24 protein-coding genes and 1 pseudogene are annotated in these 26,572 nt (G+C 54.3%); 8 read left to right on the top strand and 17 right to left on the bottom strand.

Going from position 1 to position 26,572, the window contains the following annotated elements; genetic code table 11:
- The first annotated feature begins 74 nt into the window (after positions 1-74).
- Positions 75-1,493, top strand: coding sequence for an amidohydrolase family protein (locus ACM5QY_RS06275; RefSeq protein ID WP_416119738.1), 1,419 nt, complete (start codon positions 75-77; stop codon positions 1,491-1,493).
- 98 nt (positions 1,494-1,591) lie between these two features.
- Here ACM5QY_RS06275 and ACM5QY_RS06270 read toward each other — a convergent pair whose 3' ends face one another.
- A complete protein-coding gene (locus tag ACM5QY_RS06270) occupies positions 1,592-2,140 on the bottom strand; it encodes a single-stranded DNA-binding protein (RefSeq protein ID WP_416119737.1) in 549 nt (182 codons plus the stop codon).
- A 347-nt stretch (positions 2,141-2,487) separates the two neighbouring features.
- On the opposite strand from ACM5QY_RS06270, the gene uvrA reads away from it, so the two are divergent.
- A complete protein-coding gene (gene uvrA / locus ACM5QY_RS06265) occupies positions 2,488-5,343 on the top strand; it encodes an excinuclease ABC subunit UvrA (protein WP_416119735.1) in 2,856 nt (951 codons plus the stop codon).
- Between the two features lie 63 nt (positions 5,344-5,406).
- Here the strand turns inward: uvrA and ACM5QY_RS06260 are convergent, their stop codons facing one another.
- Together ACM5QY_RS06260 and ACM5QY_RS06255 are read right to left on the bottom strand one after the other, a co-directional pair.
- Positions 5,407-6,588 carry an alpha/beta hydrolase-fold protein gene (locus ACM5QY_RS06260; RefSeq protein WP_416122827.1) on the bottom strand — a complete coding sequence of 394 codons (1,182 nt, stop codon included), beginning with the start codon at positions 6,586-6,588 and terminating at the stop codon, positions 5,407-5,409.
- A gap of 90 nt (positions 6,589-6,678) precedes the next feature.
- Positions 6,679-7,608 carry a LysR family transcriptional regulator gene (locus ACM5QY_RS06255; RefSeq protein WP_416119733.1) on the bottom strand — a complete coding sequence of 310 codons (930 nt, stop codon included), beginning with the start codon at positions 7,606-7,608 and terminating at the stop codon, positions 6,679-6,681.
- 101 nt (positions 7,609-7,709) lie between these two features.
- Here ACM5QY_RS06255 and ACM5QY_RS06250 point away from each other — a divergent pair, with 101 nt between their 5' ends.
- Positions 7,710-8,330, top strand: a complete 621-nt coding sequence (locus ACM5QY_RS06250; RefSeq protein ID WP_416119731.1) for a glutathione S-transferase family protein — start codon at positions 7,710-7,712, stop codon at positions 8,328-8,330.
- A gap of 6 nt (positions 8,331-8,336) precedes the next feature.
- Positions 8,337-9,257 carry a pyridoxamine 5'-phosphate oxidase family protein gene (locus tag ACM5QY_RS06245; RefSeq protein ID WP_416119729.1) on the top strand — a complete coding sequence of 307 codons (921 nt, stop codon included), beginning with the start codon at positions 8,337-8,339 and terminating at the stop codon, positions 9,255-9,257.
- Here the strand turns inward: ACM5QY_RS06245 and ACM5QY_RS06240 are convergent.
- The 4 genes from ACM5QY_RS06240 to ACM5QY_RS06225 form a co-directional block, all read right to left on the bottom strand.
- Positions 9,239-9,592: an MmcQ/YjbR family DNA-binding protein gene (locus ACM5QY_RS06240; protein ID WP_416119728.1), complete on the bottom strand. Its 354-nt coding sequence runs from the start codon at positions 9,590-9,592 to the stop codon at positions 9,239-9,241. The genes ACM5QY_RS06245 and ACM5QY_RS06240 overlap by 19 nt on opposite strands.
- A 150-nt stretch (positions 9,593-9,742) precedes the next feature.
- Positions 9,743-10,936 carry an amino acid aminotransferase gene (locus tag ACM5QY_RS06235; protein WP_416119726.1) on the bottom strand — a complete coding sequence of 398 codons (1,194 nt, stop codon included), beginning with the start codon at positions 10,934-10,936 and terminating at the stop codon, positions 9,743-9,745.
- Between the two features lie 147 nt (positions 10,937-11,083).
- Positions 11,084-11,716 (bottom strand): YitT family protein, encoded by a 633-nt coding sequence (locus ACM5QY_RS06230; protein ID WP_104924181.1) that lies wholly within the window; start codon positions 11,714-11,716, stop codon positions 11,084-11,086.
- 264 nt (positions 11,717-11,980) lie between these two features.
- The gene (locus ACM5QY_RS06225) at positions 11,981-12,445 is read right to left on the bottom strand and encodes an Lrp/AsnC family transcriptional regulator (protein ID WP_416119725.1); all 465 of its coding nucleotides are present in this window, start codon (positions 12,443-12,445) and stop codon (positions 11,981-11,983) included.
- A gap of 125 nt (positions 12,446-12,570) precedes the next feature.
- On the opposite strand from ACM5QY_RS06225, the gene ACM5QY_RS06220 reads away from it, so the two are divergent.
- A complete protein-coding gene (locus tag ACM5QY_RS06220; protein ID WP_416119723.1) occupies positions 12,571-13,350 on the top strand; it encodes a transporter substrate-binding domain-containing protein in 780 nt (259 codons plus the stop codon).
- Between the two features lie 3 nt (positions 13,351-13,353).
- On the opposite strand, the gene alr is transcribed toward ACM5QY_RS06220, so the two are convergent.
- Positions 13,354-14,433, bottom strand: a complete 1,080-nt coding sequence (alr, locus tag ACM5QY_RS06215; protein ID WP_416119721.1) for an alanine racemase — start codon at positions 14,431-14,433, stop codon at positions 13,354-13,356.
- Positions 14,434-14,540: 107 nt separating this feature from the next.
- A complete protein-coding gene (gene dnaB, locus ACM5QY_RS06210; RefSeq protein WP_416119719.1) occupies positions 14,541-15,947 on the bottom strand; it encodes a replicative DNA helicase in 1,407 nt (468 codons plus the stop codon).
- 193 nt (positions 15,948-16,140) lie between these two features.
- Here dnaB and ACM5QY_RS06205 point away from each other — a divergent pair, with 193 nt between their 5' ends.
- On the top strand, positions 16,141-17,130 hold the full coding sequence (locus ACM5QY_RS06205) for a quinone oxidoreductase (RefSeq protein ID WP_416119717.1): 990 nt from the start codon (positions 16,141-16,143) through the stop codon (positions 17,128-17,130).
- Positions 17,131-17,657: 527 nt separating this feature from the next.
- On the opposite strand, the gene pspG is transcribed toward ACM5QY_RS06205, so the two are convergent.
- Positions 17,658-17,894: an envelope stress response protein PspG gene (pspG, locus tag ACM5QY_RS06200; RefSeq protein ID WP_416119715.1), complete on the bottom strand. Its 237-nt coding sequence runs from the start codon at positions 17,892-17,894 to the stop codon at positions 17,658-17,660.
- 203 nt (positions 17,895-18,097) lie between these two features.
- Entirely contained in the window at positions 18,098-19,105 is a 1,008-nt protein-coding gene (gene dusA, locus ACM5QY_RS06195; protein ID WP_416122826.1) for a tRNA dihydrouridine(20/20a) synthase DusA, read from the bottom strand.
- Between the two features lie 280 nt (positions 19,106-19,385).
- On the opposite strand from dusA, the gene zur reads away from it, so the two are divergent.
- Positions 19,386-19,895, top strand: a complete 510-nt coding sequence (gene zur, locus ACM5QY_RS06190) for a zinc uptake transcriptional repressor Zur (protein ID WP_416119713.1) — start codon at positions 19,386-19,388, stop codon at positions 19,893-19,895.
- Between the two features lie 168 nt (positions 19,896-20,063).
- Here the strand turns inward: zur and ACM5QY_RS06185 are convergent, their stop codons facing one another.
- The 3 genes from ACM5QY_RS06185 to ACM5QY_RS06175 all read right to left on the bottom strand — a co-directional run bounded on the left by ACM5QY_RS06185 (position 20,064) and on the right by ACM5QY_RS06175 (position 21,711).
- A complete protein-coding gene (locus ACM5QY_RS06185; RefSeq protein ID WP_416119712.1) occupies positions 20,064-20,273 on the bottom strand; it encodes a CsbD family protein in 210 nt (69 codons plus the stop codon).
- A gap of 341 nt (positions 20,274-20,614) precedes the next feature.
- Positions 20,615-21,223: a transcriptional repressor LexA gene (gene lexA, locus ACM5QY_RS06180; RefSeq protein ID WP_416119710.1), complete on the bottom strand. Its 609-nt coding sequence runs from the start codon at positions 21,221-21,223 to the stop codon at positions 20,615-20,617.
- 119 nt (positions 21,224-21,342) lie between these two features.
- The gene (locus ACM5QY_RS06175; RefSeq protein WP_152327435.1) at positions 21,343-21,711 is read right to left on the bottom strand and encodes a diacylglycerol kinase; all 369 of its coding nucleotides are present in this window, start codon (positions 21,709-21,711) and stop codon (positions 21,343-21,345) included.
- A 138-nt stretch (positions 21,712-21,849) separates the two neighbouring features.
- Here ACM5QY_RS06175 and plsB point away from each other — a divergent pair, with 138 nt between their 5' ends.
- Complete coding sequence (plsB, locus tag ACM5QY_RS06170; RefSeq protein WP_416119709.1) at positions 21,850-24,330, top strand: glycerol-3-phosphate 1-O-acyltransferase PlsB; 2,481 nt, start codon at positions 21,850-21,852, stop codon at positions 24,328-24,330.
- A gap of 85 nt (positions 24,331-24,415) precedes the next feature.
- Here the strand turns inward: plsB and ubiA are convergent, their stop codons facing one another.
- From ubiA to psiE, 3 genes and pseudogenes are all read right to left on the bottom strand, one after another.
- Positions 24,416-25,294 (bottom strand): 4-hydroxybenzoate octaprenyltransferase, encoded by an 879-nt coding sequence (ubiA, locus tag ACM5QY_RS06165; protein WP_416119707.1) that lies wholly within the window; start codon positions 25,292-25,294, stop codon positions 24,416-24,418.
- A gap of 58 nt (positions 25,295-25,352) precedes the next feature.
- Positions 25,353-25,862: pseudogene (gene ubiC / locus ACM5QY_RS06160) on the bottom strand (chorismate lyase); the annotation flags it as partial.
- An 89-nt stretch (positions 25,863-25,951) separates the two neighbouring features.
- Positions 25,952-26,359 carry a phosphate-starvation-inducible protein PsiE gene (psiE, locus tag ACM5QY_RS06155; protein WP_101074851.1) on the bottom strand — a complete coding sequence of 136 codons (408 nt, stop codon included), beginning with the start codon at positions 26,357-26,359 and terminating at the stop codon, positions 25,952-25,954.
- Between the last annotated feature and the right edge of the window lie 213 nt (positions 26,360-26,572).

The following is a 26,572-nucleotide window of genomic DNA, read 5'->3' as shown; positions in this document are numbered from 1 at the left end:
GCAGTGGGAAATATCGCAGCCGGAACCGGAGAGATCTTTTAGGGTGAAGAGAAAAGCAGCATCCTCTGAGCATCATGAATAAGGAATTCGACGTGCAAAACCCTCAGCAACAAAGCCGCAGAAATTTTCTCTCAAACAGTGCGAAAGTCACTGCCACCGGTGCCCTGCTGGCCTCCGGTATGGCTTCGGCGTCCACCGCCCGCGCCGGTCAGAAAAGTGAAAAATGCGACGATCCCCGTCAGGCGACAACGATTTCTGCCACGCACTACCAGCTGCGTAATGTCCGGCTGGAAGAAAGTTTCGAGCGCGAAGGCGACATCGTCATTGGCACGCAAACCGCTCTGTACAATCTCGACATCAGTAACGGCAAGATTGTGGTGATTCAGCCCGCGAAAGACGCCCCCGCCAGCACGTTACCGGCTTTTGACGCCAGAGGGCTGCTTCTTCTGCCCGCCACACGCGATATGCATATTCACCTCGATAAGACGTTTTACGGCGGCAAATGGGAAGCACCGCGCCCGCGCAAAGGCAAAACCATCATGGATATGATTGCCCGCGAGCAGGTGCTGATCCCCAAACTGCTGCCGACGTCGGTCGAACACGCCGAAGCAATTATCGGGTTGCTGCATTCCAAAGGCACCACCGTGGCACGCAGCCACTGCAATATCGACCCGGTCAGCGGCCTGAAAAGTCTCGAACATCTGAAAATCGCCCTGGAAAAACATCAGCAGGATTTCAGCTGTGAAATTGTGGCGTTTCCGCAACACGGTTTGCTGCATTCGAAAGTTGACGGCCTGATGCGCGAAGCCATGCAAATGGGCGTGCAGTACGTCGGCGGGCTGGATCCGACCAACGTTGACGGCGCAATGGAAAAGTCGCTGGACGCGATGTTCCAGATTGCGCTCGACACGAATAAAGGCGTGGATATTCATCTGCATGAAACGACGCCTGCCGGGATTGCCGCAGTGAAATATATGATTCAGACCGTAGAGAAAAACCCGCAACTGAAAGGCAAGGTGACCCTCAGCCACGGTTTTGCGCTGGCGATGATGCAGGGCGCAGAGCTGGATGACGTGATCGCCGGGCTGTCCGAACAGCAGTTCACCGTGGCGTCCACCATTCCGCTCGGCAAACTGAACATGCCGCTGCCGATGCTGAGCCAGCAAGGCGTATTCGTCATGACCGGCACCGACAGCGTGATCGACCACTGGTCACCGTTCGGCACGGGCAGCATGCTGGAAAAAGCCAGCCTGTACGCCCAGCTCTACGGCAATTCCGACGAATTCGGCCTGACACGCTCCCTCGCCATCGCCACCGGCAATGTCCTGCCGCTCGACGACGCCGGAAAACGCCAGTGGCCCGCACTCAACGACAACGCCGAAATGATCCTGGTCGACGCCAGTTGTTCCGCCGAAGCGGTCGCGCGGGTGTCCGACGTCAAAGCGACATTCCATCAGGGAAGACTGGTGTTTGGCGCGGTAGAGAAGGTTTAAGGTTCGAGATCCTCTGGCGTTGAAAAGCAAAAAGCCCCTCGCGGGGCTTTTTGTTGTACTGATACAGATGCCTGGCATCGATGCCCGAAGGCACAGAATCAGAACGGGATATCGTCGTCGAAATCCATTGGGGGTTCGTTGCTCTGTGCTGGCGCGTTGTTTTGCGCAGCCGGACGAGCCGCCTGCTGGCCGCCGCTGAACTGGTTGCCGCCTTGTGGCTGCTGAGGCTGACCCCAACCGCCTTGCTGGCCGCCGCCTGCGGATGCCTGACCGCCACCGGCTGGTGCGCCGCCGCCGGTACGGCCGCCGAGCATCTGCATGGTGCCGCCCACGTTAACCACGATTTCGGTGGTGTATTTTTCTACGCCAGCCTGATCGGTCCATTTACGGGTTTGCAGTGCACCTTCGATGTAAACCTGTGAACCTTTTTTCAGGTATTCACCGGCAACTTCGGCTAATTTGCCGAACAGCACAACACGGTGCCATTCTGTTTTCTCTTTCTGCTCGCCGGTGGCTTTGTCACGCCAGCTTTCGGAGGTTGCCAGCGTCATGTTGGCAACAGCGCCGCCGTTTGGCATGTAGCGGATTTCTGGATCTTGTCCGAGATTACCGACGAGAATAACTTTGTTTACGCCTCTGCTGGCCATGTGGATTCTCCTGATGATGTATGTCGTGGCTGAAACCACAGTTTGAGATGTGAGAGACTCACTTCGTATCATTATAACCACAAAACGCTGCCGTCATAACCACAAAACGTAGCCGCACTCCAACGGATATGATTAGCTGGAAGATTCCTTCCAGATTGCTCAGCAAACGTTCCGCTGTTACATCGAGTACTGGATATACATTCAGGTTTTGGGGTGGCATGGGCTGTGATTTGTGTCATAATTGCGCGTTACGTTCTTCTCTGTGCCTGATTCGCTGACCAGCGCGATGCCACCCTTTGCGACGGTCACCGGCACGGTGAGCTATCAAGTTAATCCGGGAATGATGAATGGATAAGATCGAAGTTCGGGGCGCACGCACCCATAATCTCAAGAATATCAACCTGATTATCCCGCGCGACAAACTGATTGTTGTCACCGGCTTATCCGGTTCAGGCAAGTCCTCTCTGGCGTTCGATACGCTGTACGCCGAAGGCCAGCGCCGTTACGTCGAGTCGCTGTCTGCCTATGCACGCCAATTTTTATCCTTAATGGAAAAACCGGACGTCGACCATATTGAAGGTCTGTCACCGGCGATTTCTATTGAGCAAAAATCTACATCGCATAACCCGCGTTCCACCGTCGGGACCATCACCGAAATCCACGACTACCTGCGTCTGCTGTTTGCCCGCGTGGGCGAACCACGCTGTGCGGAACACAATATTCCGCTGTCCGCGCAGACCGTCAGCCAGATGGTCGATAACGTGCTCGCGCAGCCGGAAGGCCAGCGTCTGATGCTGCTCGCGACGATCGTGAAAGACCGTAAAGGCGAGCACACCAAAACACTGGAGAATCTGGCGTCGCAGGGCTATATCCGTGCGCGTATCGACGGTGAAGTGTGTGATTTGTCGGATCCGCCGAAGCTGGAATTGCAGAAAAAACACACCATCGAAGTGGTCGTTGACCGCTTTAAAGTGCGTGATGATCTGGCGCAGCGCCTCGCGGAATCCTTCGAAACCGCGCTGGAATTGTCAGGCGGTACGGCGGTAGTCGCCGATATGGATGACCCGAAAGCCGACGAAATGCTTTTCTCCGCCAACTTCGCCTGTCCGGTGTGTGGCTACAGTATGCGCGAGCTCGAACCGCGTATGTTCTCGTTCAACAACCCGGCCGGTGCCTGCCCGACCTGCGATGGTTTGGGCGTGCAGCAATTCTTCGATCCGGATCGCGTGGTGCAAAACCCCGAGCTTTCCCTGGCCGGTGGCGCAATCCGCGGCTGGGATCGCCGTAACTTCTATTATTTCCAGATGCTGCGCTCACTGGGCGAGCATTACGATTTCGATGTGGAAGCGCCGTTTAACGAGCTGAGCAGCGACGTACGACACGCCATCCTGCACGGTTCCGGCAAAACCACCATTGAATTCAAATACATCAACGATCGCGGTGACACATCAATCCGTCGCCATCCGTTCGAAGGTGTGCTGCACAACATGGAACGCCGTTATAAAGAAACGGAATCCAGCGCGGTGCGCGAAGAATTGTCGAAATACATCAGCAACCGCCCTTGTACTTCCTGCAAAGGCACGCGTCTGCGTGAAGAAGCGCGCAACGTGTTTGTCGAAGAAACCACGCTGCCGGAAATCTCTGATTTCAGCATCGGCCATGCGATGGATTTCTTCCGCAACATGAAGCTCAGTGGTCAGCGCGCACAAATTGCTGAGAAAGTGCTGAAAGAAATCGGCGATCGCCTGAAATTCCTGGTGAACGTTGGCCTGAATTATCTCTCGCTGTCCCGTTCAGCCGAAACGCTGTCCGGCGGTGAAGCCCAGCGTATCCGTCTGGCGAGCCAGATTGGTGCCGGCCTGGTGGGCGTGATGTACGTGCTGGACGAACCGTCCATTGGTCTGCATCAGCGCGACAACGAACGTCTGCTGGAAACCCTGATCCACCTGCGTGATCTCGGCAATACGGTCATCGTGGTCGAACACGACGAAGACGCGATCCGCGCCGCCGACCATATTATCGATATCGGCCCGGGTGCTGGCGTCCACGGCGGTGAAGTGGTGGCGGAAGGCACCGCAGAAGATATCATGGCGAACGAAGCGTCACTGACCGGTCAGTTCCTCAGTGGCAAACGTGAAATTTCTGTGCCTGCACAGCGTGTTCCTGCGGACGCAACGAAAGTGCTGAAACTCTCAGGCGCGAAAGGCAACAACCTGAAAGATGTCACGCTGACGCTGCCGGTCGGTCTGTTCACCTGTATCACCGGCGTGTCCGGCTCCGGGAAATCGACGCTCATCAACGACACGTTGTTCCCGCTGGCACAGCGCGAACTGAACGGCGCAACCATTGCCGAAGCCGCGCCGTACCGTGAAATCGAAGGTCTGGGGCATTTCGATAAAGTGATCGACATCGACCAGAGCCCGATTGGCCGTACGCCGCGCTCGAACCCGGCGACGTACACCGGTATTTTCACGCCGGTCCGCGAACTGTTTGCCGGTGTGCCGGAATCCCGTTCACGCGGTTATACACCGGGGCGTTTCAGTTTCAACGTCAAAGGCGGGCGCTGCGAAGCCTGTCAGGGCGATGGGGTGATTAAAGTCGAAATGCACTTCCTGCCGGATATTTATGTGCCGTGCGATCACTGCAAAGGCAAACGCTATAACCGCGAAACGCTGGAAGTGAAATACAAAGGCAAGAGCATTCACGAAGTGCTGGAAATGACGATTGAAGAAGCTCGCGAATTCTTCGACGCCGTCCCTGCCCTTGCGCGTAAATTGCAGACGTTAATCGACGTCGGCCTGACGTATATCAGCCTCGGCCAGTCAGCGACCACGCTGTCCGGCGGTGAAGCGCAGCGTGTGAAACTGGCGCGTGAGCTTTCCAAACGCGGCACCGGCCAGACGCTGTATATTCTCGACGAACCGACCACCGGCCTGCACTTTGCCGACATTCAGCAATTGCTGGAAGTGCTGCATCAGTTGCGCGATCAGGGCAACACCATTGTGGTGATTGAACACAATCTGGACGTGATTAAAACCGCAGACTGGATTGTCGATTTGGGGCCAGAAGGTGGTGCAGGCGGCGGTCAGATTCTGGTTGCCGGTACGCCGGAAACGGTCGCGGAATGCAAAGAATCGCACACCGCGCGCTTTCTGAAACCGCTGCTCGAACGCCACAGCCAGCAGGCGAAGAAAACAGCTTAATGTTTTTGGCTTCCTCCCCTGTAAAGGGGAGGAGCTAAAACCAATCCGCATTTCCGCTAAACCTTACTTAAATATCTTCTGCACAAACTCCGCGAACGCCGGGCGCCAGACGTCCATTTCATGACCGAGATTCGGGTATTCGTGGTAATCGAACTTAATTTTGCGTTGCTCAAGTTCTGATTTCAGTCCCGCGATATCTTTGCCCGTCACCACGTCTTTTTCCCCGACAACGACCGTGAAGTTTTTCAACTGTGCGTTAATTTTATCGGGTTCGGCGAAACGCTTTTCAACCTCTGCGTTTGGCACGGTCGTTGTGCTGACGCCGCTCAATGTTGCCAGCCAGCCGAACTGGTCGAGATGCGTCATGCCGCTGACCAGCGTCTGATAGCCGCCCTGCGAAAGCCCGGCTAACGCACGTCCGGCGGCGTCATCGCGCACGCGGAAGGTTTTTGAAATCAGCGGGATAATGTCGCCGGTCAGCTCTTTATCTGCTGCCGCCGCATTGCGCGGATAGAATTCTTTGCGACGGTCTTTGGTGACGTAATCTTCCGGCACCACGCCTTTGGCGTCAGTTTCCGTATCAGGGATCACCACCAGCATCGGTACGATTTTTTTCTCTGCCAGCAGGTTATCCATGATTTGCGGAATGCGCCCCTGATCCAGCGCCGAGCGGCCGGTATCGCCAAAGCCATGATAGAAATACAGCACCGGCAGCGGTGACGAAGCATCGGTGTAACCCGGTGGCGTCCAGACCGCGACCTGACGTTCAGCATTGAGCGCCGCAGAGTGATAGGTCAGCGTACGGACTTCGCCGTGTGCCACGTTTCTCACATCCAGAATACCGCCCGGCACCAGTATCAGGCTGGTGTTCACCTGACGCTGCGGTTTCGGCATTGCGCTGCCCGGATCGGCAATCCGCAGGCCATCCACGTTAAAGAAGTATTCATAAAGATTGGGTTTCTGCTTATCCGACGTCCAGCTCCAGACGCCTTTATCGTCTTTAGTCATCTGATGCGGAATATAAGTCACCGGGGTTGCGCCGGTCACCACGTCCACATGCTCCGCAGCGGGCGCATACAGCCGGTAGGTAATGGTGAGATCCGGGTTCACCGCCGTGATGTAGCTCTTCGCCGGAACGGACGCGTCGGCGTCCTGCGGCAGGCTTTGCGCGGCAACGGTCAGGGGCAGCGGCGCACTGAGCGCCAGTATCAAAAGCGTGGCGAGATTCAGCCGGTTATGGGTCATCATCCTTTCCTTCTGGGTTGTCGTGAGCAAACGGACAATCTGTCCTGAAGTAACTCACTGTTTTTGCACAACTCTCAGAGTAGGTTATTTTCACAACACCGGATCGTGACCTGCATCACTTTTTAAAGGATGCAGTTGCGGCAGCACGCTCAGGCGCTGAAAAGCGAAGTCCCAGAATGTGCGGACTTTGCGCGGCATTTGTTGCACCTGCTGTGCCACCAGTTGCACCGGCAATGGCAACGGTTCGAAATCCGTCAGCAGCCGGACCATGCTTCCGGCCTGCAAATCTTCGCTCACCTGGTAGGACAGCAACCGCGCAATCCCGCGCCCGCTGCGCACTGCCAGCAACTGGGATTCGACATCATTGAGCAGCAAGCGCGGTGAAAGCCGGACGCGCAGATCGTCTTCGTGCGGTCCGAATCGCCATTCGCGGATTTGCGTGCGCAGCGTGCCCATGATGGTCTGATGCGTGGCGAGATCTGACGGATGCTGCGGCAGGCCGTGCTGCGCCAGATACGCCGGGCTGGCGACCAGCACGCGGGTGACTTCGGCCACTTTACGCGCCACTTTGCCTGAATCCTCCTGATGACCGATGCGCACCGCCAGATCCAGCCCTTCGTCGATGAGATCCAGATTCCGGTCGCTGAGCATCATCTCAATCTGCATGTCCGGGTTCTGTTCGAGAAATTCCATCACCAGCGGCGCAACGTGTTTACGCCCGAACTGCACCGGTGCCGTCAGCCGCAACAGGCCGCTCAGCTGGGTTTCAGCGGTATCTTCGACGGCGTCCTGATACTGGCTGAGCAGCAGCCTTGCCTTTTCGGCCAGACGTGCGCCCGCTTCTGTCGGCGCCAGGCTGCGGGTGGTACGTTCGACCAGCCGCGCGCCGAAGCGGTGTTCCAGCGAAGCAATCGCGCGCGTGATCGCCGGCGGCGAACGGTGAAGTTTACGGGCGGCTTCCGCCAGACTGCCATACTGAAGTACGGCGACAAAAATCGCCATTTCGTCCAAACGGTCCATAGATTCTTCCACAAAGTGAAACACTCAATTTCAATCTTCGTGGATCACAATCATTTCGCGCAAGAGTAATGTTTATACGACACAGACAAAGGAGACATCCCATGCCCGCCATCCAGCTATTCGGCACGCCGCTTTCCGGCCACTGCCACCGCGTCACCTTATTGCTTAAGATGCTCAATCTGCCTTATGAGCTGAAAGAAGCCGGGGCCGCCGAACGCAAAACAGAAGAATTTGCTCATCTGAATCCGTTGCAGCAGGTGCCTGTTTTGGTCGATGGCGAGCACGTCATCACCGACAGCAACGCCATTCTGGTGTATCTGGTGAAACGCTACGCGCCGGACAGTCACTGGCTGCCGGAGGATCCGCTGAAAGCGGCGGAAGTGCAAAAATGGTTGTCCCGCGCCGCCGGTGAAGTGCGCTTTGGCCCGGCGTCAACGCGGATGGTGAAACAGTTTTCCGCGCCGGAACCTTATGAGTACGCACTGGCGCTGACGGCGAAATTCCTGCCGCAGCTGGAAAAGCATGTTGAATCGCATGAGTTTCTGGCGACAGACCGCGCCACGATTGGCGATCTGGCCTGCTACAGCTATATCGCCGCAGCGCCGGAAGGCGGTGTTTCGCTGGAAGAGTATCCGGCGATCCGGCGCTGGCTGAAACGGATTGAAAATCTGCCGGGCTTTACGCCGCTTCCTGCATCGCCGTTGCCCGAAAGAGCGCGGTAAGCCACCATGAACAGCGTATTCCATGCCGGGGAAATCCTGGCGCAGGATCTGGCGGGGTTCGATGTTTCTGCGCACGGGATACGCGAGGCGATGCCGGAACAGCACCGGTTATTTTTTGCCGCGCTGCCTTATCTGTTTGTCGCCACGCTGGATGAAAATGACTGGCCGGTGGCGACGATTCTGACCGGTCCCGCCGGTTTTATTCGCGCGCCGGATGACAAACATCTGCGGGTGAACGCGCCACGGCGTCCAGACGATCCGGCGCAGGCCACACTGGAGCCGGGGAAACAGGTCGGTGCGCTGGGGATCGATTTCTCCAACCGCAGACGAAACCGGGCAAACGGCAGGATCGGCCGCATGGACAAAAACCGGATCGAGATCCTCATCGATCAGAGTTTTGGCAACTGTCCGAAGTACATTCAGATCCGCAAACTGACGGACGTTCCGGTAAACCAACCGCTGCCCGCACGCGAAGACATGACGGAACCGGACGAAAACGCCCGCGCGCTGATTGCGCGTGCCGATACTTTTTTTATCGCCAGCCACGCGCACGGCGGAACCGATGTGTCGCATCGCGGCGGTCAGCCGGGGTTTGCGCATCTGGTGGGAAACCGGCTGTGGGTGCCGGACTACCGGGGAAATCAGTATATGAATACGCTGGGAAATCTGCTGGCCGAGCCCCGCGCCGCACTGCTGTTTATCGATTTCGCGAGCGGCGACATTTTGCATTTGCAGGGGCATACCAAAATTCACTGGCAGCCGGAGGAAATCCCCGGTCCGTCAGGCGCGGAACGTTACTGGAGTCTGGAGATCACCCGCCTCTGGCGCTTTCGCGCAGCGCTGCCGTGGCGCGGAGAAGCCCCGGATTATTCGCCAGCAACGCTGGGTACCGGCCAGTGGCCGGGCGATCAGAGTCCGAATTCATGACGGGTGTTTTGCGGTAAACCGGAAACGACCATTTGGTAAGAGCTGTCGATCAGAGAATAAAACTGGGAATCCGGCAAACTGCCATCGAGCACAACAGTATTCCAGTGCGCTTTGTTGAGATGCTCGCCCGGAAGAATACAGGTATGTTCCGCGCGCAGCTTTCCGGCCATTTCGGTGCTGGTTTTCAGCGAAACGGCTTCATGTCCCTGACAATCGCAGAACATCGCGAACATCACGCCGCCCACTTTGATCTGATCCGCACCACGCTGGTTCTGCGTGCTTTGCTCTGCTCCGGGTTTTCCCATGCAGTATTCGAGCAATTCCGAACTGGTCATTTTTGCCTTTCTCCGTCTCTGAGGTTGGCGATTCCATTACCGAAATCGTCTATTTAGTGTGCAGCAACATAGAGAAAAAGAAAGGGATGAGATCGCAAATACGAAAAAGGGCTGACATCGCTGTCAGCCCTTTTCGTGTAGAACGGGGATTTATTGCACGGCAGCGAAGGCTTCGGCGACCTGTTTCACGTTATGGTGATTCAGGCCTGCCATGCACACGCGACCGCTGAGGATCAGGTAAACACCGAATTCTTCACGCAGACGGACAACCTGTTCTTCGCTGAAACCGGTGTAGCTGAACATGCCGCGCTGTTGCAGCAGGTAATTGAAATCCCGGCCCGGTAAAGCGACTTTCAGGCTGTCGACCAGCGTATGGCGCATTTCGAGAATACGGGTGCGCATTTTCTCTACTTCGTCTTTCCACTGTGCGTTCAGCACGCTGTCGTTCAGGACTTTCGCCACCACTTTCGCCCCGAAATTCGGCGGGCTGGAGTAGTTACGGCGCACGGTCGCTTTCAGCTGACCCAGTACGCGGCCAGCGGCTTCGCTGTCTTCGCACACCACGGACAACCCGCCTACACGCTCACCGTAGAGGGAGAAAATCTTCGAGAAGGAGTTGCTGACGAAGCAGTTCACACCCGCAGACGCCATCGCGCGGATCGCGTAAGCATCTTCATCGATGCCTGCACCAAAGCCCTGATAAGCAATGTCGAGGAACGGGATCAGCTCACGCTGTTTCGTAATTTCGATCACCTGATCCCACTGGGCTGGCGTCAGGTCAGAACCCGTCGGGTTGTGGCAGCACGGATGCAGCAGCACGATACTTTTCGCTGGCAGGGTTTTCAGGCTGTTGGTCATCGCCTCAAAGTTTACGCCCAGCGTTTCAGGGTCAAAGTACGGATAGGTGTGCACTTTAAAGCCCGCACCACCAAAAATGGCCACGTGGTTTTCCCAGGTCGGGTCGCTCACGTAAACTTCTGAATTCGGGAAATAAAACTTCAGGAAGTCAGCGCCCACTTTCAGCGCGCCGGAACCGCCAACGGTCTGAATGGTCGCGATACGCTGTTGTTTCAGCGCCGGATGTTCCGCGCCAAACAGCAGTTCCTGAATGCCTGCGCGGTACGCGGGCAAGCCTTCCATCGGCAGATACACTGACGCGGCCTGTGGCCCGGCGTTCAGCTGTTGCTCTGCGTTTTCCACCGCAGCCAGTTGCGGGATAATACCCTGCTCGTCGTAATAGAGACCGATGCTCAGGTTCACTTTGTCTTGTCTTGGATCGGTCTTAAAACTTTCCATCAGCGACAAAATCGGGTCACCGGCATAGGCATCGACATGTTGGAACACGGTATACATCTCCTTGGTTTGGTTAAGTGGCGCGGCAATCCACGCCCGTCATACCGGCGCATCGCTGCTCTTTCACAGACTATCAAAGTTCGTTAAAAAAGATGACAACATTGTTGTCAATTTTCGCACAGCCACACAGCTTTTGCGTCAGACGCTGTAACGCCCCGGACGATGATTCATGGCGATAATCAGATTGACGATCACCGCGCCCAGAATGGAGGCGATCAGCATTTCAACACTGACCACAAACAGCGACGCCAGGACGATACAGCAGTCGACGCCCATCTGGAGTTTTCCGGCGCGGATACCGTATTTATCTTGCAGGAACAGCGCGAGAATATTCACGCCGCCGAGGCTGGCTTTGTGGCGGAACAGGACGATAAACCCGATCCCCATGATGACGTTGGCAAACAGCGTGGCGTAGAAAGGTTGCAGATGATCGAAGTGAACAAACAGCGGGTGCAAATCCGAGAATACGGAGACCAGCGCCACCGCCGTGAATGTTTTCAGCGTGAACTGCCAGCCCATGCGGCGGATGGATAAATAATAGAACGGTAAGTTGATAATAAAGAAAGCCGTACCGAAGGAGACGTGCGAAATATAATGCGCCAGAAACGCCATCCCCGCCGTACCGCCGGTCAGCGCGCCGACCTGACGCAGCATCACCACGCCAAATGACACCATCAGCGTGCCAATGATAATCGCCAGCGCATCTTCAACCAGCGTGTGCCCGCGGTGTGGTTGTTCAGCGGTGGGCTTAATATTGTCTAAACTTGCCATAATTCCCGATTCCCCAGAAAAAGATACTCAAAAGGCTTTTTGAGATAATTATGGAGACGGAGAATTAAGGCAATATTTACGCACGTAATTTGCATTAAAAAACGAAAATAAGATTTTGTGACGCGTTAATTAATCTTTACATGCACGGACTGCGCATTTTAATTCACTTACATGCACCAGAAACGGGAGCGCGCACCAAAATAAGTCACCATAATAGTGCGTAATAAACAGCGGATTTTGTGTATTACGCTGGCGTTATATTTATCAGACTAACGTTAAAAGACCGTTTTCTTTTAACCGGTTAAGCACAACCGATGTTTTCACGTGCGCCACACTTTTGTGTACAGACAGGATTTGGCTGATCAATGTGCTCAAACCGGCTAAATCCTTCACTGCCACTTTCAGTAAGTAGTCCGCATCACCGGTCGTTTTGTAGGCATCGATAATGGCATCGACTTCCCCGAGCATGCTGTGGAATGCGTCAACCTGCGCGGGTAAATGATTGATAAGCCTGACTTCAATCAGACCAATCATGCCCAGACCGAGCGCTTCCGGCGCCAGACGCGCATGATAGCCGAGGATTAACTGCGCCTGTTCCAGACCAATCCGGCGACGTGAGCATTGTGATGCCGACAATCCGACCAGATCGCTTAATTCCTGATTGGTCAGTCTTCCGTTAGCTTGTAATAAGGTCAGAATTTTCAGGTCGTAATCATCAACGCTGTACATAGCACTTTTCCTGTCGTTTTAATTTTTGTTTATAGTGATTTAACTTTGCAAAGACTATACCGGTTAAATACTTATCGGCTGTTTTTTCTTATACTTGCGCATGATTTAATCTCAAGGAAAGAATAATGAATAAGATCCTCTATCCTCTGGCATTTCTCGCCGTAATACCCGCGCTGGTTCACGCAGATGCCACGTCTTCCCGTCTTGAACGTGTATTACAAAAAGGCTCACTGAACGTCTGTACCACCGGCGATTACAAACCGTACACCTTTTTGAAAGAAGACGGCCAGTACGAAGGCATTGATATCGCCATGGCGGAATCACTGGCAGCCAGTCTGGGCGTAAAACCGACCTGGGTGCCGGTCACCTGGAAATCCCTGCCGGATGAAATGAACGCCGGGCATTGTGATATCGCGATGGGCGGTATTTCAGTCACGCTGAAACGCCAGCAAAAAGCGTGGTTTGCCAACGTGTTAGATCAGGACGGAAAAATCCCGCTGGTACGGTGCGAGGACGTGCGTAAATACCAGACAGTGGAGCAACTGAACACCGCTTCTGTTCGCCTGATTGAACCGGCGGGCGGCACCAATGAAGCTTTCGTTCACAGCCATCTGCCAAAAGGCACGCTGACGCTCAGCGATAACGTGACGATTTTCCAAAAGCTGGTGGATAAGAAAGCAGACGTGATGATTACTGATGCGTCCGAAGCGCTGTATCAGCAGAAACGCTATCCGAAACTGTGTGCGGTGAACCCGAAGAAGCCGCTGCAATATGGCGAGAAAGCCTACATGCTGCCGCGCGATGACAGTAGCTGGAAGATGTATGTCGACCAGTGGCTTCACCTGAGTAAAGCCACTGGCGAGTATCAGCAGATTGTCAGCCAGTGGCTGGCGGTGAAGAAGTAAACGTCAGTCGCCAGTATACTGGCGGCAGACCCTTTCGCTGAGCTGCGTAACCAGTTCATACGCACTGATGCCGGTTGCCTGCGCAACGCGCTCAACCGGCAGACTTTGTCCCCAGAAGATCACCTCATCACCGACTTTATCCGTCGCATCCGGCCCTAAATCCACCGTGATCATGTCCATCGAAACGCGCCCGACCAGCGGCACAATGCGGCCATTCACCTGCACCGGCGTGCCACTTGGCGCACTGCGCGGATACCCGTCGCCATACCCCATCGCCACCACGCCCAGTCGTGTGTCGCGTTCGCCGGTCCAGGTGCTGCCGTAACCGACAGGCTCACCGGCAAAATGTTCGCGCACCGCAATCAGGCTGGAGGTCAGCGTCATCGCCGGTTGCAGGCCAAAATCGCTGGCGTCGCCGGTCTCCAGCGGCGATACGCCGTAAAGGATAATCCCCGGACGCACCAGACTCATGTGCGACTGCGGCCAGAGCAGGATCCCGCCGGAAGCGGCAATCGATTTTTGCCCCGGCTTACCGGCGGCAAACGCATTAAAACAGGCCAACTGCTTCGGCGTGGCATCGCTTTCCGGCTCATCGGCACGGCAGAAATGACTCATCATATTGACCGGCTGAACGACATTTTTGCAGGCGCTCAGGCGCTGATAAAATGCCTCAGCCTGCGCCGGATGCACGCCTAAACGGTGCATACCGGTGTCGATTTTCAGCCAGACATTCAGCGGGCGCGCCAGCTCCGCGTTTTCCAGCGCGTCGAGCTGTTCGATGCTGTGAACGGCGGTATCGAGCTGATGTTCCACCAGCAGCGGCAATTCATCCGGTGAGAAGAAACCTTCGAGCAGGAGAATGGGTTTAACAATGCCCGATTTGCGCAGCGATAACGCTTCGCTGAGCCGGGACACGCCGTAATAGTCGGCATCCTGCAGGCTGTGCACAGTTTCCAGTAAGCCGTGCCCATAAGCGTTTGCTTTCACGACCGCAACGAGACGACTTTGTGGCGCCAGATGACGCACCCGTTGCAGATTGTGTCGCAGAGCGCGGCGATCAATGACAGCCGTAGCCGCTTTCATTTTGAGTCCTTTAATGAAATGGAGAGTTTCCGAAAGCGGGGTTGAGAACCAAACCCCGCCTGACCTCCCCTTCTGAATGGGGAGGGATAAAATCTCAAACCGGGAGATTAATCCTCGTCGTATTGCGGGCCGCCATAGTTATCAAACCGCGACCACTGCCCGTTAAACGTCAGGCGAACGGTCCCGATCGGGCCGTTACGTTGCTTACCGAGGATGATCTGCGCAATGCCTTTTTCTTCACTGTTATCGTGATAAACCTCGTCACGATAGATGAACATGATCAAGTCGGCATCCTGCTCGATGGAGCCAGATTCACGCAAGTCGGAGTTGACCGGACGTTTGTCCGCACGCTGCTCCAGGCTACGGTTCAGCTGCGACAGCGCGACCACCGGCACCTGCAATTCTTTCGCCAGCGCTTTAAGCGAGCGGGAGATTTCGGCGATTTCCAGCGTACGGTTATCGGAAAGCGCAGGAACACGCATCAGCTGTAAGTAGTCGATCATGATCAGGCTCAGGCCGCCGTGCTCACGGAAAATACGGCGTGCGCGGGAACGGACTTCAGTTGGCGTCAGGCCGGAGGAATCATCGATATACATGTTACGTTTTTCGAGCAAAATCCCCATGGTGCTGGAAATACGCGCCCAGTCTTCATCGTCAAGCTGGCCGGTACGGATTTTGGTCTGATCGACGCGGGAAAGCGACGCCAGCATACGCATCATGAGCTGGTCGCCGGGCATCTCCAGACTGAAGATTAAGACCGGTTTATCCTGCATCATCGCTGCGTTTTCGGCGAGGTTCATCGCAAACGTGGTTTTACCCATCGACGGACGCGCCGCCACGATAATCAGGTCAGATTTTTGCAGCCCGGCGGTTTTCTTGTCGAGATCGGCATAACCGGTGGATACGCCCGTCACGCCGTCGTGCGGGCGCTGGAACAGTTCTTCGATACGGGAAACCGTGCTTTCCAGAATGCGGTCGATGCTTTTCGGGCCTTCGTCTTTACTGGCGCGGCTTTCGGCAATCTGGAATACGCGGGATTCGGCTAAATCCAGCAGGTCTTCGCTGCTGCGCCCTTGCGGATCATAACCGGCATCGGCAATTTCGTTGGCGACGGAAATCATTTCGCGTACTACGGCACGTTCGCGCACGATATCGGCATAAGCGCCGATGTTTGCCGCACTTGGGGTGTTTTTAGAGAGTTCTGCCAGATAGGCGAAACCGCCGACTGAGTCTAAATCGCCTTTTTGTTCGAGCGATTCAGACAGCGTAATCAGGTCGATGGGTTTGCTCATTTCCAGCAAACGCTGCATTTCGGTGAAAATCAGGCGATGCGGACGGCTGAAGAAGTCATTGCTGACCACACGCTCCGCGACGTTATCCCAGCGTTCGTTGTCCAGCATCAGCCCGCCCAGAACGGATTGCTCAGCCTCCAGCGAATGCGGCGGAAGCTTCAGGCCTTCCATCTGACGATCGCGGGTTTCGTTCTGTTGATTGGTCGGTTTTTTTGCTGCCATCTGTGGATTAGTTCCTGCTGTAAACGCCTGTTTTATGAGCGTCGGGCTTCCAAAAACCGGAAGCTCAACGTGCGCGTTAGTATAGGTTGTCATGTCTCATTTCAAAAGGGTATTAACCCTTTGAGCCTAAAATCTGGATTGTCACAGGCATTTAGCCTAGGGTTGAAATCAGACTCCATCACAAGGGAAAAACATGGCAAAGCGCATCCAGTTTTCTGAAACAGGTACACCTGACGTTCTGCAATACGTTGATTATCAGCCACAAGAACCACAGGCCGGTGAAGTTCAGGTTGAGAACAAAGCGATTGGTATTAACTACATCGATACCTATGTGCGCAGCGGATTGTATCCGCCAGCCAATTTCCCGGCCGGTTTGGGCACCGAAGCGGCGGGCGTTGTCACCAAAATCGGCAGCGACGTGACCGGCATCAAACCGGGTGACCGCGTGGTGTATGCGCAGTCTGCACTCGGTGCTTACAGCGAAATTCACAATGTGCCGCAGGAAAAAATCGCCCTGCTGCCGGATGCCATCAGCTTTGAACAGGCGGCGGCATCATTCCTGAAAGGGCTGACAGTTTACTATTTGCTGCGCCAGACGCATGAAGTGCAGGCGGGCGAAACCATTTTGTTCCACGCAGCCGCAGGCGGTGTCGGGCTGATTGCCAGCCAGTGGGCAAAAGCGCTGGGCGTAAAACTGATCGGGACTGTCGGTTCCGATGAAAAAGCCGCACGTGCCAAAGAAGCCGGTGCCTGGGCGACGATTAACTATCAGAAAGAAGATATCGCCACCCGCGTGGCCGAACTGACCAACGGCGAAAAAGTCGGCGTGGTCTACGATTCTGTCGGCAAAGACACCTTCGAAAAATCGCTGAACAGCCTGAAGCGCCGTGGCTTGCTGGTTAGCTTTGGGAATGCATCGGGGCCGGTTAAAGGTGTGGATCTGGCGATCCTCAATCAGAAAGGCTCGCTGTTCGTCACGCGCCCTTCGCTCAATGGCTACGTGACCAACCGTGAAGAACTGGCGAAAGCCAGCGGTGAACTGTTTTCACTGATTGCCAGCGGCGCGATTAAAGTGGACGTCAGCGACGCACAGAGATTCCCGCTTTCCGAAGCGAAACGCGCCCACGAAACGCTGGAAAGCCGCATCACGCAAGGTTCAAGCCTGCTGATCCCCGGCAAGTAATTAACAGGCATATCGGCCAAAAGATCCCCTAAGTCATTGGCGTTACAGCAAGGCAGAAAACGAGACAATCCCGATGAGCTTACTCCGGTAAGTGATTCGGGTTGTTGAGTGCGGCTAACGCAGCTGTGGCGTCAAGGACGACGGGGAAGCGAATGCAAAAAAGGCTTCCGGATGGAAGCCTTTTTTACTGCCTGATACAGACGACCTCTGAATTCAGACGGGTACTGCTGTAGGGTACTGCCGGGTAAATCCGCAGGGCGTTGTCACTTATGCGACTATTGTGTGCCTCACCGGACTTGATGAATTCAGTTTGCGGCCTGCTGACCACGTATGAATTCTATCCTAACAGTCACCCATGTTAAAAAATATGATTTATGCATTTCGACCGCACATTCTGATCCAGCTTGTGACCGTTAGCACATAAGTAAAAGTTATAGATGTAACGTTTACATTTTTTTGTGCTCAAAACGCCGCCATCATCTTTTTTATTTCATGCAGTTATGCGTTCCGCTTATCTTCTGCCCTTTTTATGGCAGGCGGCGACGGCGATATTTTGGTTGGTCAGGCCGGATAAATGTCCGGTAAATCCAGACGGCGAGAACCGCCAAAATCAGCCACGGCAACATTTTAATAACAATCACAAAGAAGCCGCCCAACATCATCAGACCAAATGCCACGATCAGCGCCGCCACCATGCCCAGCAGGGAAATGCCGGTCAGCATCAGCATAAAGAAAAAACCAAGCACGAAGAGAATTTCCAGCATCGGGTGCTCCTTAATAAGCCAGTGTGCAGTAAGACGTAATGTCAAAACACGATGAAGCTATTACAAGAAGCGTGCCAGAGTGACGGGATGAATAATTAACTGATTTAACAGGGGAAAGTTTTTCGCAGACGCAAAAGGTCTGCGAAAAAATAGTCAATATGACTAACTGATGGTGAATTTACTCACGTCAATTTTGAAGACGCTTACGCCTGAACCGGCACTTCCTGCGGCTGGCTGACCATCGATAGCGCCTGCTCAACCACGTCAATGCCCGCGCCCGCTTTGTGTGCGTGTTCACTGAGATGACGGCGGAACTGACGCGCGCCCGGCACGCCCTGGAACAGGCCCAAAATATGGCGGGTGATGTGGCCCAGATAAGTACCTTTGCTCAGCTCGGCTTCGATGTATGGATACAGCGCGCGGATAATCTCCGGAGCGGTTTTCACCGGAGCCTGAGAGCCGAACAGTGCCTGATCGACGTTCAGCAACATGCCCGGATTCTGATAGGCTTCACGGCCAACCATCACGCCGTCCATGTGTTGCAGATGCGTTTTGGCTTCTTCCAGCGTTTTGATGCCGCCGTTAATCTCCATCGTCAGATGAGAGAAATCACGCTGAAGCTGATAAACACGCGGGTAATCCAGCGGCGGGATTTCGCGGTTTTCTTTCGGGCTCAGGCCGGAAAGCCAGGCTTTGCGGGCGTGAATGATAAAAGTATCGCAGCCGCCGTTTTCAGACACCTGACGGATGAAATCGCAGAGGAATTCGTAGCTGTCCTGATCGTCAATCCCGATACGGGTTTTGACGGTGACCGGAATGGACACCACGTCACGCATCGCTTTAATGCAATCCGCCACCAGCGACGCCTGCCCCATCAGGCAGGCACCGAACATGCCATTCTGCACGCGGTCCGACGGGCAACCGACGTTCAGGTTGATCTCGTCATAGCCGCGTTCTTCGGCCAGCTTCGCGCAATGCGCCAGATCGGCCGGATTGCTGCCGCCCAGCTGCAAAGACACCGGATGTTCTTCATTGCCAAAGCCCAGATAATCGCCTTTGCCATGAATGATCGCGCCGGTGGTGACCATTTCGGTGTACAGCAAGGTCTGGCCGGTCATCAGGCGGTGGAAATGGCGACAGTGACGGTCGGTCCAGTCGAGCATCGGCGCAACGGAAAAACGCTGAGCGGAAAAAGGCTGGGTTAAGGACATGGCGTTATGGGGCATTGCGTGTTGAGTTTCTGACATCGGCCTGACATTCGCTGAGGGGTTCGTGGCGCTCCCACCGGCACGATGGCCAGAGAGAAGGTAATCGCTGATTATACCACAGAACAAAGATTCGGCATCTTGCGCGGTTTAACGGGCTAACTCTCCCGCGCGCCCTCACAACTGAACGGCGCATAATTCGTCGATCTGGCTGAAGCATGATAAAATTAAGAATGGCTGCATGATGTGGCCTATTCATCCCAATCTGCGCTCAGAGAATGTTGCTATGACCCTGAATAATCCGGAAAAATTACTTTCACAAGCTGAAGAACTTTGCCAGCAGCGCAATGTTCGTCTTACGCCACAGCGGCTGGAAGTTTTGCGACTGATGGCGCAACAACCCGGTGCCATCAGCGCCTATGATTTGCTGGATCTGCTGCGCGTCAGCGAGCCGCAAGCCAAGCCGCCAACGGTTTACCGGGCGCTGGATTTCCTGCTGGAACAAGGGTTTATTCATCGGGTTGAATCGGCTAACAGCTATGTTCTCTGCCATCATTTCGAAGAGCCGAGCCATACGTCCGCGCTGTTTATCTGCGACCGCTGCGGGCTGGTCACGGAGAAAACCACTGACGGCATCGAAGAACGTCTGGCGAAACTGGCGATAGAATCAGGGTTTGAGCTGCGTCATTCAGTTGTTGAAGCGCATGGCTTGTGTGCGGAATGCAAAGTCGTTGAAACCTGCGACAGCCACGACCATTGCGAACATGACCACAGCATCGTGGTAAAAAAACGCTGAGAAAACAGATTTATATTAGCTGGAGTTTCGTAAGAAATTGAAGCGGACGGGTTTACAGCAGCAGAACTGAAAGGTTGGGTACATCCTTGTACCCGTATCCTGAATGCGTTCCGGGTAGGAGCAATAATTCTCAGGATACGTCACTGATACGCGAGGGGGAGTCGCGTGTTACCAGTGATGTTTGTTTTTCGATTCCCATTCCTTGAGCTCTTTCTCGGCCTGATCCTTCTGATAGCCATAACGCTCCTGAATCTTACCCACCAGTTGATCACGTTTACCTTCAAGCACTGTCAGGTCGTCGTCAGTCAGCTTGCCCCACTGTTCTTTCACTTTGCCTTTCAACTGCTTCCAGTTACCGTCGGCTTGGTCCTTATTCATAAAATATCTCCTGTTACCTTGGGTTGTGGAACTGCGCATTCGGTGTGCAGCCCGTACTTAACACTTCAAAGCTTAGTAGAGAATGCCAATTAATCTTCCTAAAGCAGGGATAAAAGCCACTATTAGGATTAATCCAAAGCAGGAAATAACGTGAAGACAGAATCTATCTTACTGAATAAGGCCGGTAATTTAGTGAGCAGACAGTGCAGAAGGCAAAGGGTTTTCTCGGGAAAATTTCAGGAAAGGGCATAAAACGACACCGCCCCGAACGGGGCGATGCTGGAACTTACAGGTGCGTCAGAGGCGGCTAACGCACCTGTAACGTAAAGATTGAACGCAGATTAGATCCAGTTGCCGTTACGAATAACGCCCACTGCCAGACCTTCAATGCTGAAATTCTGTTCGCGCAAATCAACCACAATCGGTTGAAATTCGCTGTTCTCAGGCAACAACTGAACGATACTGCCCTGTTTCTTCAGGCGTTTAACCGTGACTTCATCATCAATACGCGCAACGACAACCTGACCATTTCGGACATCCTGCGTTTTGTGTACTGCCAGCAGATCGCCATCCAGAATACCGATATCACGCATCGACATCCCGCTGACGCGCAGCAGGAAATCCGCACTCGGTTTAAACATGGCCGGATCGACCTGGTAATGGCCTTCGATGTGCTGCTGAGCCAGCAGCGGTTCACCGGCGGCAACGCGGCCAATCAGCGGTAAACCTTCTTCTTCTTCCATCAGCAAACGAATACCGCGCGACGCACCGGAAACGATCTCGATAACGCCTTTACGCGCCAGCGCTTTCAGGTGTTCTTCCGCCGCATTCGGGGAACGGAACCCGAGACGGGATGCAATCTCTGCGCGGGTCGGTGGCATACCGGTGGTGGAGATATGATCGCGAATAAGGTCGTAGACCTCTTGTTGTCTGGTCGTTAAAGCTTTCATTCCGCCCCCTGGTTGTTTATACAGTCTAGCTGTGAGTATATACAGCTAAACGGCCAATGAAAACCTAAGATTGAATAAAAACAGGGCATAACGGCAATTCCTGGAATGCAGATTCCAAATCAGAACCATCGCGGCCAAAAGATGCTGACCCAGACAAAAATCGCCAATATGATGGTCAGAAGTACGGCAGCGGAGCCAATATCTTTGGCGCGCCCTGACAGCACGTGAAACTCCGGCCCGATACGGTCAATCGCCGATTCTATGGCACTGTTAAGCAGTTCGGTCACACACACCAGCACAACGGAGCCGATCAGCAGGATGCGTTCTATACTGCTCACATCCAGCCAGAAAGATAATAAAATGAGCGGGATAGCAACACTGGCTTCCTGCCGAAAAGCGGCTTCATTTTGCCATGCGGCCTTCAGGCCTTTCCAGGAATAACCTGCGGCTTTATAGATGCGGGTAAATCCGGTGACTTGGTTCGCCATTCTGTTACTGCTCCTTGAGATATTGTCCTGCGGGTTTTGCGCATTTTAGCGGTTTAATGGTATCTCATCACCACAGATCTCCTCTGATCTTTCTGGTATCCTTGCGGCGAAATGGCTAACAAGAGGCTTCACGTTTTTATGTCAGGTTGGCGTAGACTTTATTACACATTATTGAATTTACCGCTTTCATTGCTGGTAAAGAGCAAGGTCATACCTTCAGATCCGGTTACCGAGTTGCACTTAGACCCGACCCGGCCAATTCTGTACGTATTGCCTTATAACTCCAAAGCCGATTTGCTGACATTGCGCGCGCAATGTCTGGCCGAAAATCTGCCCGATCCCCTTATCCCGCTGGAAATCGACGGAACGCTGCTGCCGAGCCACGTGTTTATTGCCGAAGGCCCGCGTGTTTTCTCCTATTACACGCCAAAGCAGGAATCGGTAAAGCTGTTCCACGATTATCTGGATTTGCACCGCAATAACCCGGATCTGGACATTCAGATGCTGCCCGTGTCGGTGATGTTTGGCCGTGCGCCGGGTCGAGAAGGCCACGATACGCCGCATCTGCGCGTGCTGAACGGCATCCAGAAATTCTTCGCCGTATTGTGGCTGGGGCGCGACAGTTTCGTCCGTTTCTCCAATACCGTTTCGCTGCGTTATATGGCAACCGAGCACGGGACAGACAAAACCATCGCACAAAAACTGGCGCGTGTTGCACGTATGCACTTCTCCCGTCAGCGTCTGGCGGCAGTGGGCCCACGTCTGCCGGCGCGTCAGGATTTGTTCAATAAGCTGCTGGCGTCCAAGGCCATCGAAAAAGCCATTGAAGATGAAGCGCGCAGTAAGAAAATTTCACACGAAAAAGCCCAGCAAAACGCCATCGCGCTGATGGAAGAGATTGCGGCTAACTTCTCGTATGAAGCCGTGCGCCTTTCTGATCGCGTGCTGAGCTGGACGTGGAACCGCCTGTATAAAGGCATCAACGTCAATAATGCGGAACGTGTGCGTCAGCTGGCGCTGGAAGGTCAGGAAATTGTGTATGTGCCCTGCCACCGCAGTCACATGGATTACCTGTTGCTGTCGTACGTGCTGTATCACCAGGGGCTGGTTCCTCCGCACATTGCTGCCGGTATTAACCTGAATTTCTGGCCTGCCGGCCCGATTTTCCGTCGTCTGGGCGCGTTCTTTATCCGCCGGACGTTCAAAGGCAACAAACTGTATTCGACGGTATTCCGTGAATATCTGGGCGAGTTGTTCAGCCGTGGCTATTCGGTCGAATACTTTGTCGAAGGCGGCCGTTCGCGCACCGGGCGTTTGCTCGAACCGAAAACTGGTACGCTCTCAATGACCATTCAGGCCATGCTGCGCGGCGGTTCACGTCCAATCACGCTGGTACCGATCTACATCGGTTACGAGCACGTGATGGAAGTGGGTACTTACGCGAAAGAATTACGCGGTGCGACCAAAGAAAAAGAAAGCCTGACCCAAATGCTCAATGGGTTACGCAAACTGCGTAACCTGGGTCAGGGTTATGTGAACTTTGGTGAGCCACTGCATCTGACCACGTACCTGAACCAGCATGTCCCTGCCTGGCGCGAAGCTATCGATCCTATCGAAGCGCAACGCCCGAGCTGGCTGACGCCAACGGTTCAGGATCTGGCAGAACAGATTATGGTGCGCATCAACAACTCAGCGGCGGCAAATGCCATGAACCTGTGTTGTACCGCGCTGCTGGCATCGCGTCAGCGTTCACTGACCCGCGAACAGCTCACCGAGCAGATTGACTGCTATCTGCAACTGCTGCGTAACGTGCCGTATAACGCCGATTCAACGGTGCCGGATCTGACTGCCGACCAGTTGCTCGATCACGCCCTGAACATGAACAAGTTCCAGGTCGAGAAAGACACCATCGGCGACATCATTGTTCTGCCGCGCGAACAAGCAGTGCTGATGACGTATTACCGCAACAACATCCACCATATGCTGGTGTTGCCATCGCTGATTTCCAGCATCGTGATGCATCACCGCCATGTGAGTCGTGCTGAGTTGCTGCGTCAGGTCGAACTGATTTATCCGATGCTGAAAGCCGAGCTGTTCATGCATTTCGATAAAGCGGAGCTCCCGCAGGTTCTGGATGTTCTGACGCTGGAACTGGCGCGTCAGCAGATCATTCATCTGGAAGACGATGAGCTGACGCTGAACCCGGCGCGTATCCGCACGCTACAACTGCTGGCGGCGGGTGTCCGTGAAACGCTGCAACGCTACGCGATTACGTTCTCCCTGCTCACTAACAATCCAAGCATCAACCGCGGTGCGCTGGAAAAAGAGAGCCGGATTATGGCGCAGCGTTTGTCCGTGCTACACGGCATTAACGCCCCTGAATTCTTCGACAAAGCGGTGTTCTCCACGCTGGTCGGCACGCTGCGCGCGGAAGGGTACATCAGCGACAGCGGCGATGCGATTCAGGAACAGACGCGCGAGATTTACAACATGCTCAGCGATCTGATGACGTCGGATATCAAACTCACCATCGAAAGCGCCGGTATGCCTTCTGAGCTGCCACAAGCCACTGAGCCACCGGCTGAGCCGAAGATGGATGTGCGCGATACCGACCACTGATTCACGTTAAGATCATTGCGGTAACGCCATAAAGCAAAACGCCCGGCTTATAAAAAGACCGGGCGTTTTTTATTGCCTGAATGTCTCAGAAGCTGAAAGCAGACAAACTCATCAGGATGCCAAGGAACAGCACCAGCCCGACGTAGTTGTTCTGGCGGAAAGCCAGGAAGCAGGCATCGCGCTCACGTTTAGCAATCAGCTTTTGCTGATGCACAAACAGCGCTGCCGCCAGCAACAATGACCACCAGAACGGTGCGCCAAGCTGGGAAAGATGGCCGATAATGCCCATCAGAACCAGTGTCGCCAGTTGCAACAGACCGATAATCAGCGTGTCATAACGACCAAATAATATCGCCGTGGATTTCACGCCAATCTTTAAATCATCATCACGGTCGACCATCGCGTATTGCGTGTCGTATGCTACCGTCCAGCAAATGTTCGCGATGAACATCAGCCAGCAGCTCAAAGGCAGCGTCCCGCTCACAGCAGCGTAACCCATCGGGATCGCCCAGCCAAACGCTGCGCCCAGGACAAACTGTGGCAGGTTACTGACCCGTTTGATGAACGGGTAAACCCAGGCCAGCGCCAGCCCCGCAAGGGACAGCAGAATGGTCATCCGGTTCAGCGTCAGAACCAACAGGAAGGACACCAGCACCAGCCCGACGAACAAGATTTTTGCCTGTTTGCCGGTGATCGCACCGCTCGGCAGAGGACGGTTAGCGGTGCGTTTTACGTGTCCGTCGAATTTACGGTCCGCGTAGTCATTGACCACACAACCCGCCGCACGCATGAAGAACACGCCCAGCACAAAGACCAGTAAAATTTTGGCAGAAGGCGCGCCCTCACCGGCCAGCCACAGCGCCCAAAGCGTCGGCCACAGCAGCAGTAAAGAACCGATCGGTTTATCAATGCGCATCAGGCGGCAGTAATCCCGCCACGTACCCTGCGTCATACTTCCTGACACTCTCTGTTCTCCTTGTCGATTGGTTTGACTCATACCTCGCCCACTTTGCCCTCGGGCGGTGAACTGGCGAGTCCGGCAGAAAAATTTCTGTCAGAAGCAGGGGCTTATCCGACAGGCAAAGTCGTGAGCGACGCGCCCACAAACTGCCCTGCTCAGTATCTATTTGCCCCAGATGAATATAATCACGGGTCAGGTTGTTGCCGCTAAACAGGTAACGACCCAGCGGCACAGTGCCTAAATCAACCAGCGCCAGATCCGGCCCGGTCAGCGTTTCTTCCGGGATCACCGTGCGCCCGAGCAGCCAGGGTTCGGCATCACCAAACAGGATCACTTCGCGAACCCAATAACGGGCGCTTTCCGGTAACTGCTGCGCTTCACTTTCACCCAGTTCAGCGCGGCTCACAAAGCATTCGTTTTTTGGTTTCACGGTGACGGTAACACCCTGCTTTTCAAACCGGCGGGTCATGGAGCCCATTTCCATCAGCCAGTCGGCAACATCGGCAGGCACGTCGCTCAGATCTTGAAACCAATGAATCGGGGGTTGTACAGGAGAATGGGAATCAGACATCAACGGCTCCAGGGTGGAGGCATTCATACCCCCAATTAATTATCTGCCTCGCATTCTAGCGCATGAATGCAAGGCAGTAATCGCCTCATTTATTCGCGACGCAGACGTTCGCCGTTAGCGAGATAAAGTGTCACGACCAGGACGAGGATGGCACAGGCGTAAACCAGTGTGTCGTAAGGACTTTTATGGTCAACGATAATCAGGCGGATAATCGCTGTGATGCCGATATAAATAAAGTAACGCAGCGGGAAGTGATATCCCGAAGAAAAGTACTTAATGATCAGCGCAATAAATTCGAAATAGAGGAAGTAAATCACGATACCCTCTATCAGCAGATACGATGACGACTGATCGTTGTTGACGAACAAAACCATCGCCAGATGATAGGTTTCGCGTCCGATAAAGATCATCAGAATAACGGCCAGCCCCAATAAGAAAACGTTCAAAATTCGCTGCATGATGACTGAAATCATCGTCGCCCGTTTTGATCCTGCCATGTGATCTACATCCCACTTTTGTTATGAATACCCGCAGAATACCACAGAGTCCGTGCCGGAAAAGCGGCATTAAAAAAGGGCCAGCCTGTTGAGGCTAACCCTTTTATTTAGAAATATTTCGACCTGTCCCTCTAAATCACTCGGGCTGGATCAGGGTGGCAAGGGAACGAAGCCCCGGGAGCTTACATAAGTAAGTGACCGGGGGAGTTCACG

The organism is Rahnella sp. PCH160 (genome assembly GCF_047784855.1).
GTDB lineage: Bacteria > Pseudomonadota > Gammaproteobacteria > Enterobacterales > Enterobacteriaceae > Rahnella.
Note: the sequence above shows the minus strand (reverse complement) of the source record. Positions and strands in the feature narration are given on the sequence as shown.

Coding starts and splice junctions, on each gene's coding strand:
- ACM5QY_RS06205 (WP_416119717.1), top strand. CDS start 16,141: ATGGCAAAGCGCATCCAGTTTTCTGAAACAGGTACACCTGACGTTCTG.
- ACM5QY_RS06270 (WP_416119737.1), bottom strand. CDS start 2,140: ATGGCCAGCAGAGGCGTAAACAAAGTTATTCTCGTCGGTAATCTCGGA.
- ACM5QY_RS06230 (WP_104924181.1), bottom strand. CDS start 11,716: ATGGCAAGTTTAGACAATATTAAGCCCACCGCTGAACAACCACACCGC.
- ACM5QY_RS06240 (WP_416119728.1), bottom strand. CDS start 9,592: ATGACCAGTTCGGAATTGCTCGAATACTGCATGGGAAAACCCGGAGCA.
- pspG (WP_416119715.1), bottom strand. CDS start 17,894: ATGCTGGAAATTCTCTTCGTGCTTGGTTTTTTCTTTATGCTGATGCTG.
- ACM5QY_RS06250 (WP_416119731.1), top strand. CDS start 7,710: ATGCCCGCCATCCAGCTATTCGGCACGCCGCTTTCCGGCCACTGCCAC.
- uvrA (WP_416119735.1), top strand. CDS start 2,488: ATGGATAAGATCGAAGTTCGGGGCGCACGCACCCATAATCTCAAGAAT.
- ACM5QY_RS06275 (WP_416119738.1), top strand. CDS start 75: ATGAATAAGGAATTCGACGTGCAAAACCCTCAGCAACAAAGCCGCAGA.
- alr (WP_416119721.1), bottom strand. CDS start 14,433: ATGAAAGCGGCTACGGCTGTCATTGATCGCCGCGCTCTGCGACACAAT.
- ACM5QY_RS06255 (WP_416119733.1), bottom strand. CDS start 7,608: ATGGACCGTTTGGACGAAATGGCGATTTTTGTCGCCGTACTTCAGTAT.
- ACM5QY_RS06225 (WP_416119725.1), bottom strand. CDS start 12,445: ATGTACAGCGTTGATGATTACGACCTGAAAATTCTGACCTTATTACAA.
- ACM5QY_RS06175 (WP_152327435.1), bottom strand. CDS start 21,711: ATGGCGAACCAAGTCACCGGATTTACCCGCATCTATAAAGCCGCAGGT.
- ACM5QY_RS06185 (WP_416119712.1), bottom strand. CDS start 20,273: ATGAATAAGGACCAAGCCGACGGTAACTGGAAGCAGTTGAAAGGCAAA.
- lexA (WP_416119710.1), bottom strand. CDS start 21,223: ATGAAAGCTTTAACGACCAGACAACAAGAGGTCTACGACCTTATTCGC.
- psiE (WP_101074851.1), bottom strand. CDS start 26,359: ATGGCAGGATCAAAACGGGCGACGATGATTTCAGTCATCATGCAGCGA.
- dusA (WP_416122826.1), bottom strand. CDS start 19,105: ATGTCCTTAACCCAGCCTTTTTCCGCTCAGCGTTTTTCCGTTGCGCCG.
- ACM5QY_RS06260 (WP_416122827.1), bottom strand. CDS start 6,588: ATGACCCATAACCGGCTGAATCTCGCCACGCTTTTGATACTGGCGCTC.
- dnaB (WP_416119719.1), bottom strand. CDS start 15,947: ATGGCAGCAAAAAAACCGACCAATCAACAGAACGAAACCCGCGATCGT.
- zur (WP_416119713.1), top strand. CDS start 19,386: ATGACCCTGAATAATCCGGAAAAATTACTTTCACAAGCTGAAGAACTT.
- ACM5QY_RS06220 (WP_416119723.1), top strand. CDS start 12,571: ATGAATAAGATCCTCTATCCTCTGGCATTTCTCGCCGTAATACCCGCG.
- ACM5QY_RS06245 (WP_416119729.1), top strand. CDS start 8,337: ATGAACAGCGTATTCCATGCCGGGGAAATCCTGGCGCAGGATCTGGCG.
- plsB (WP_416119709.1), top strand. CDS start 21,850: ATGTCAGGTTGGCGTAGACTTTATTACACATTATTGAATTTACCGCTT.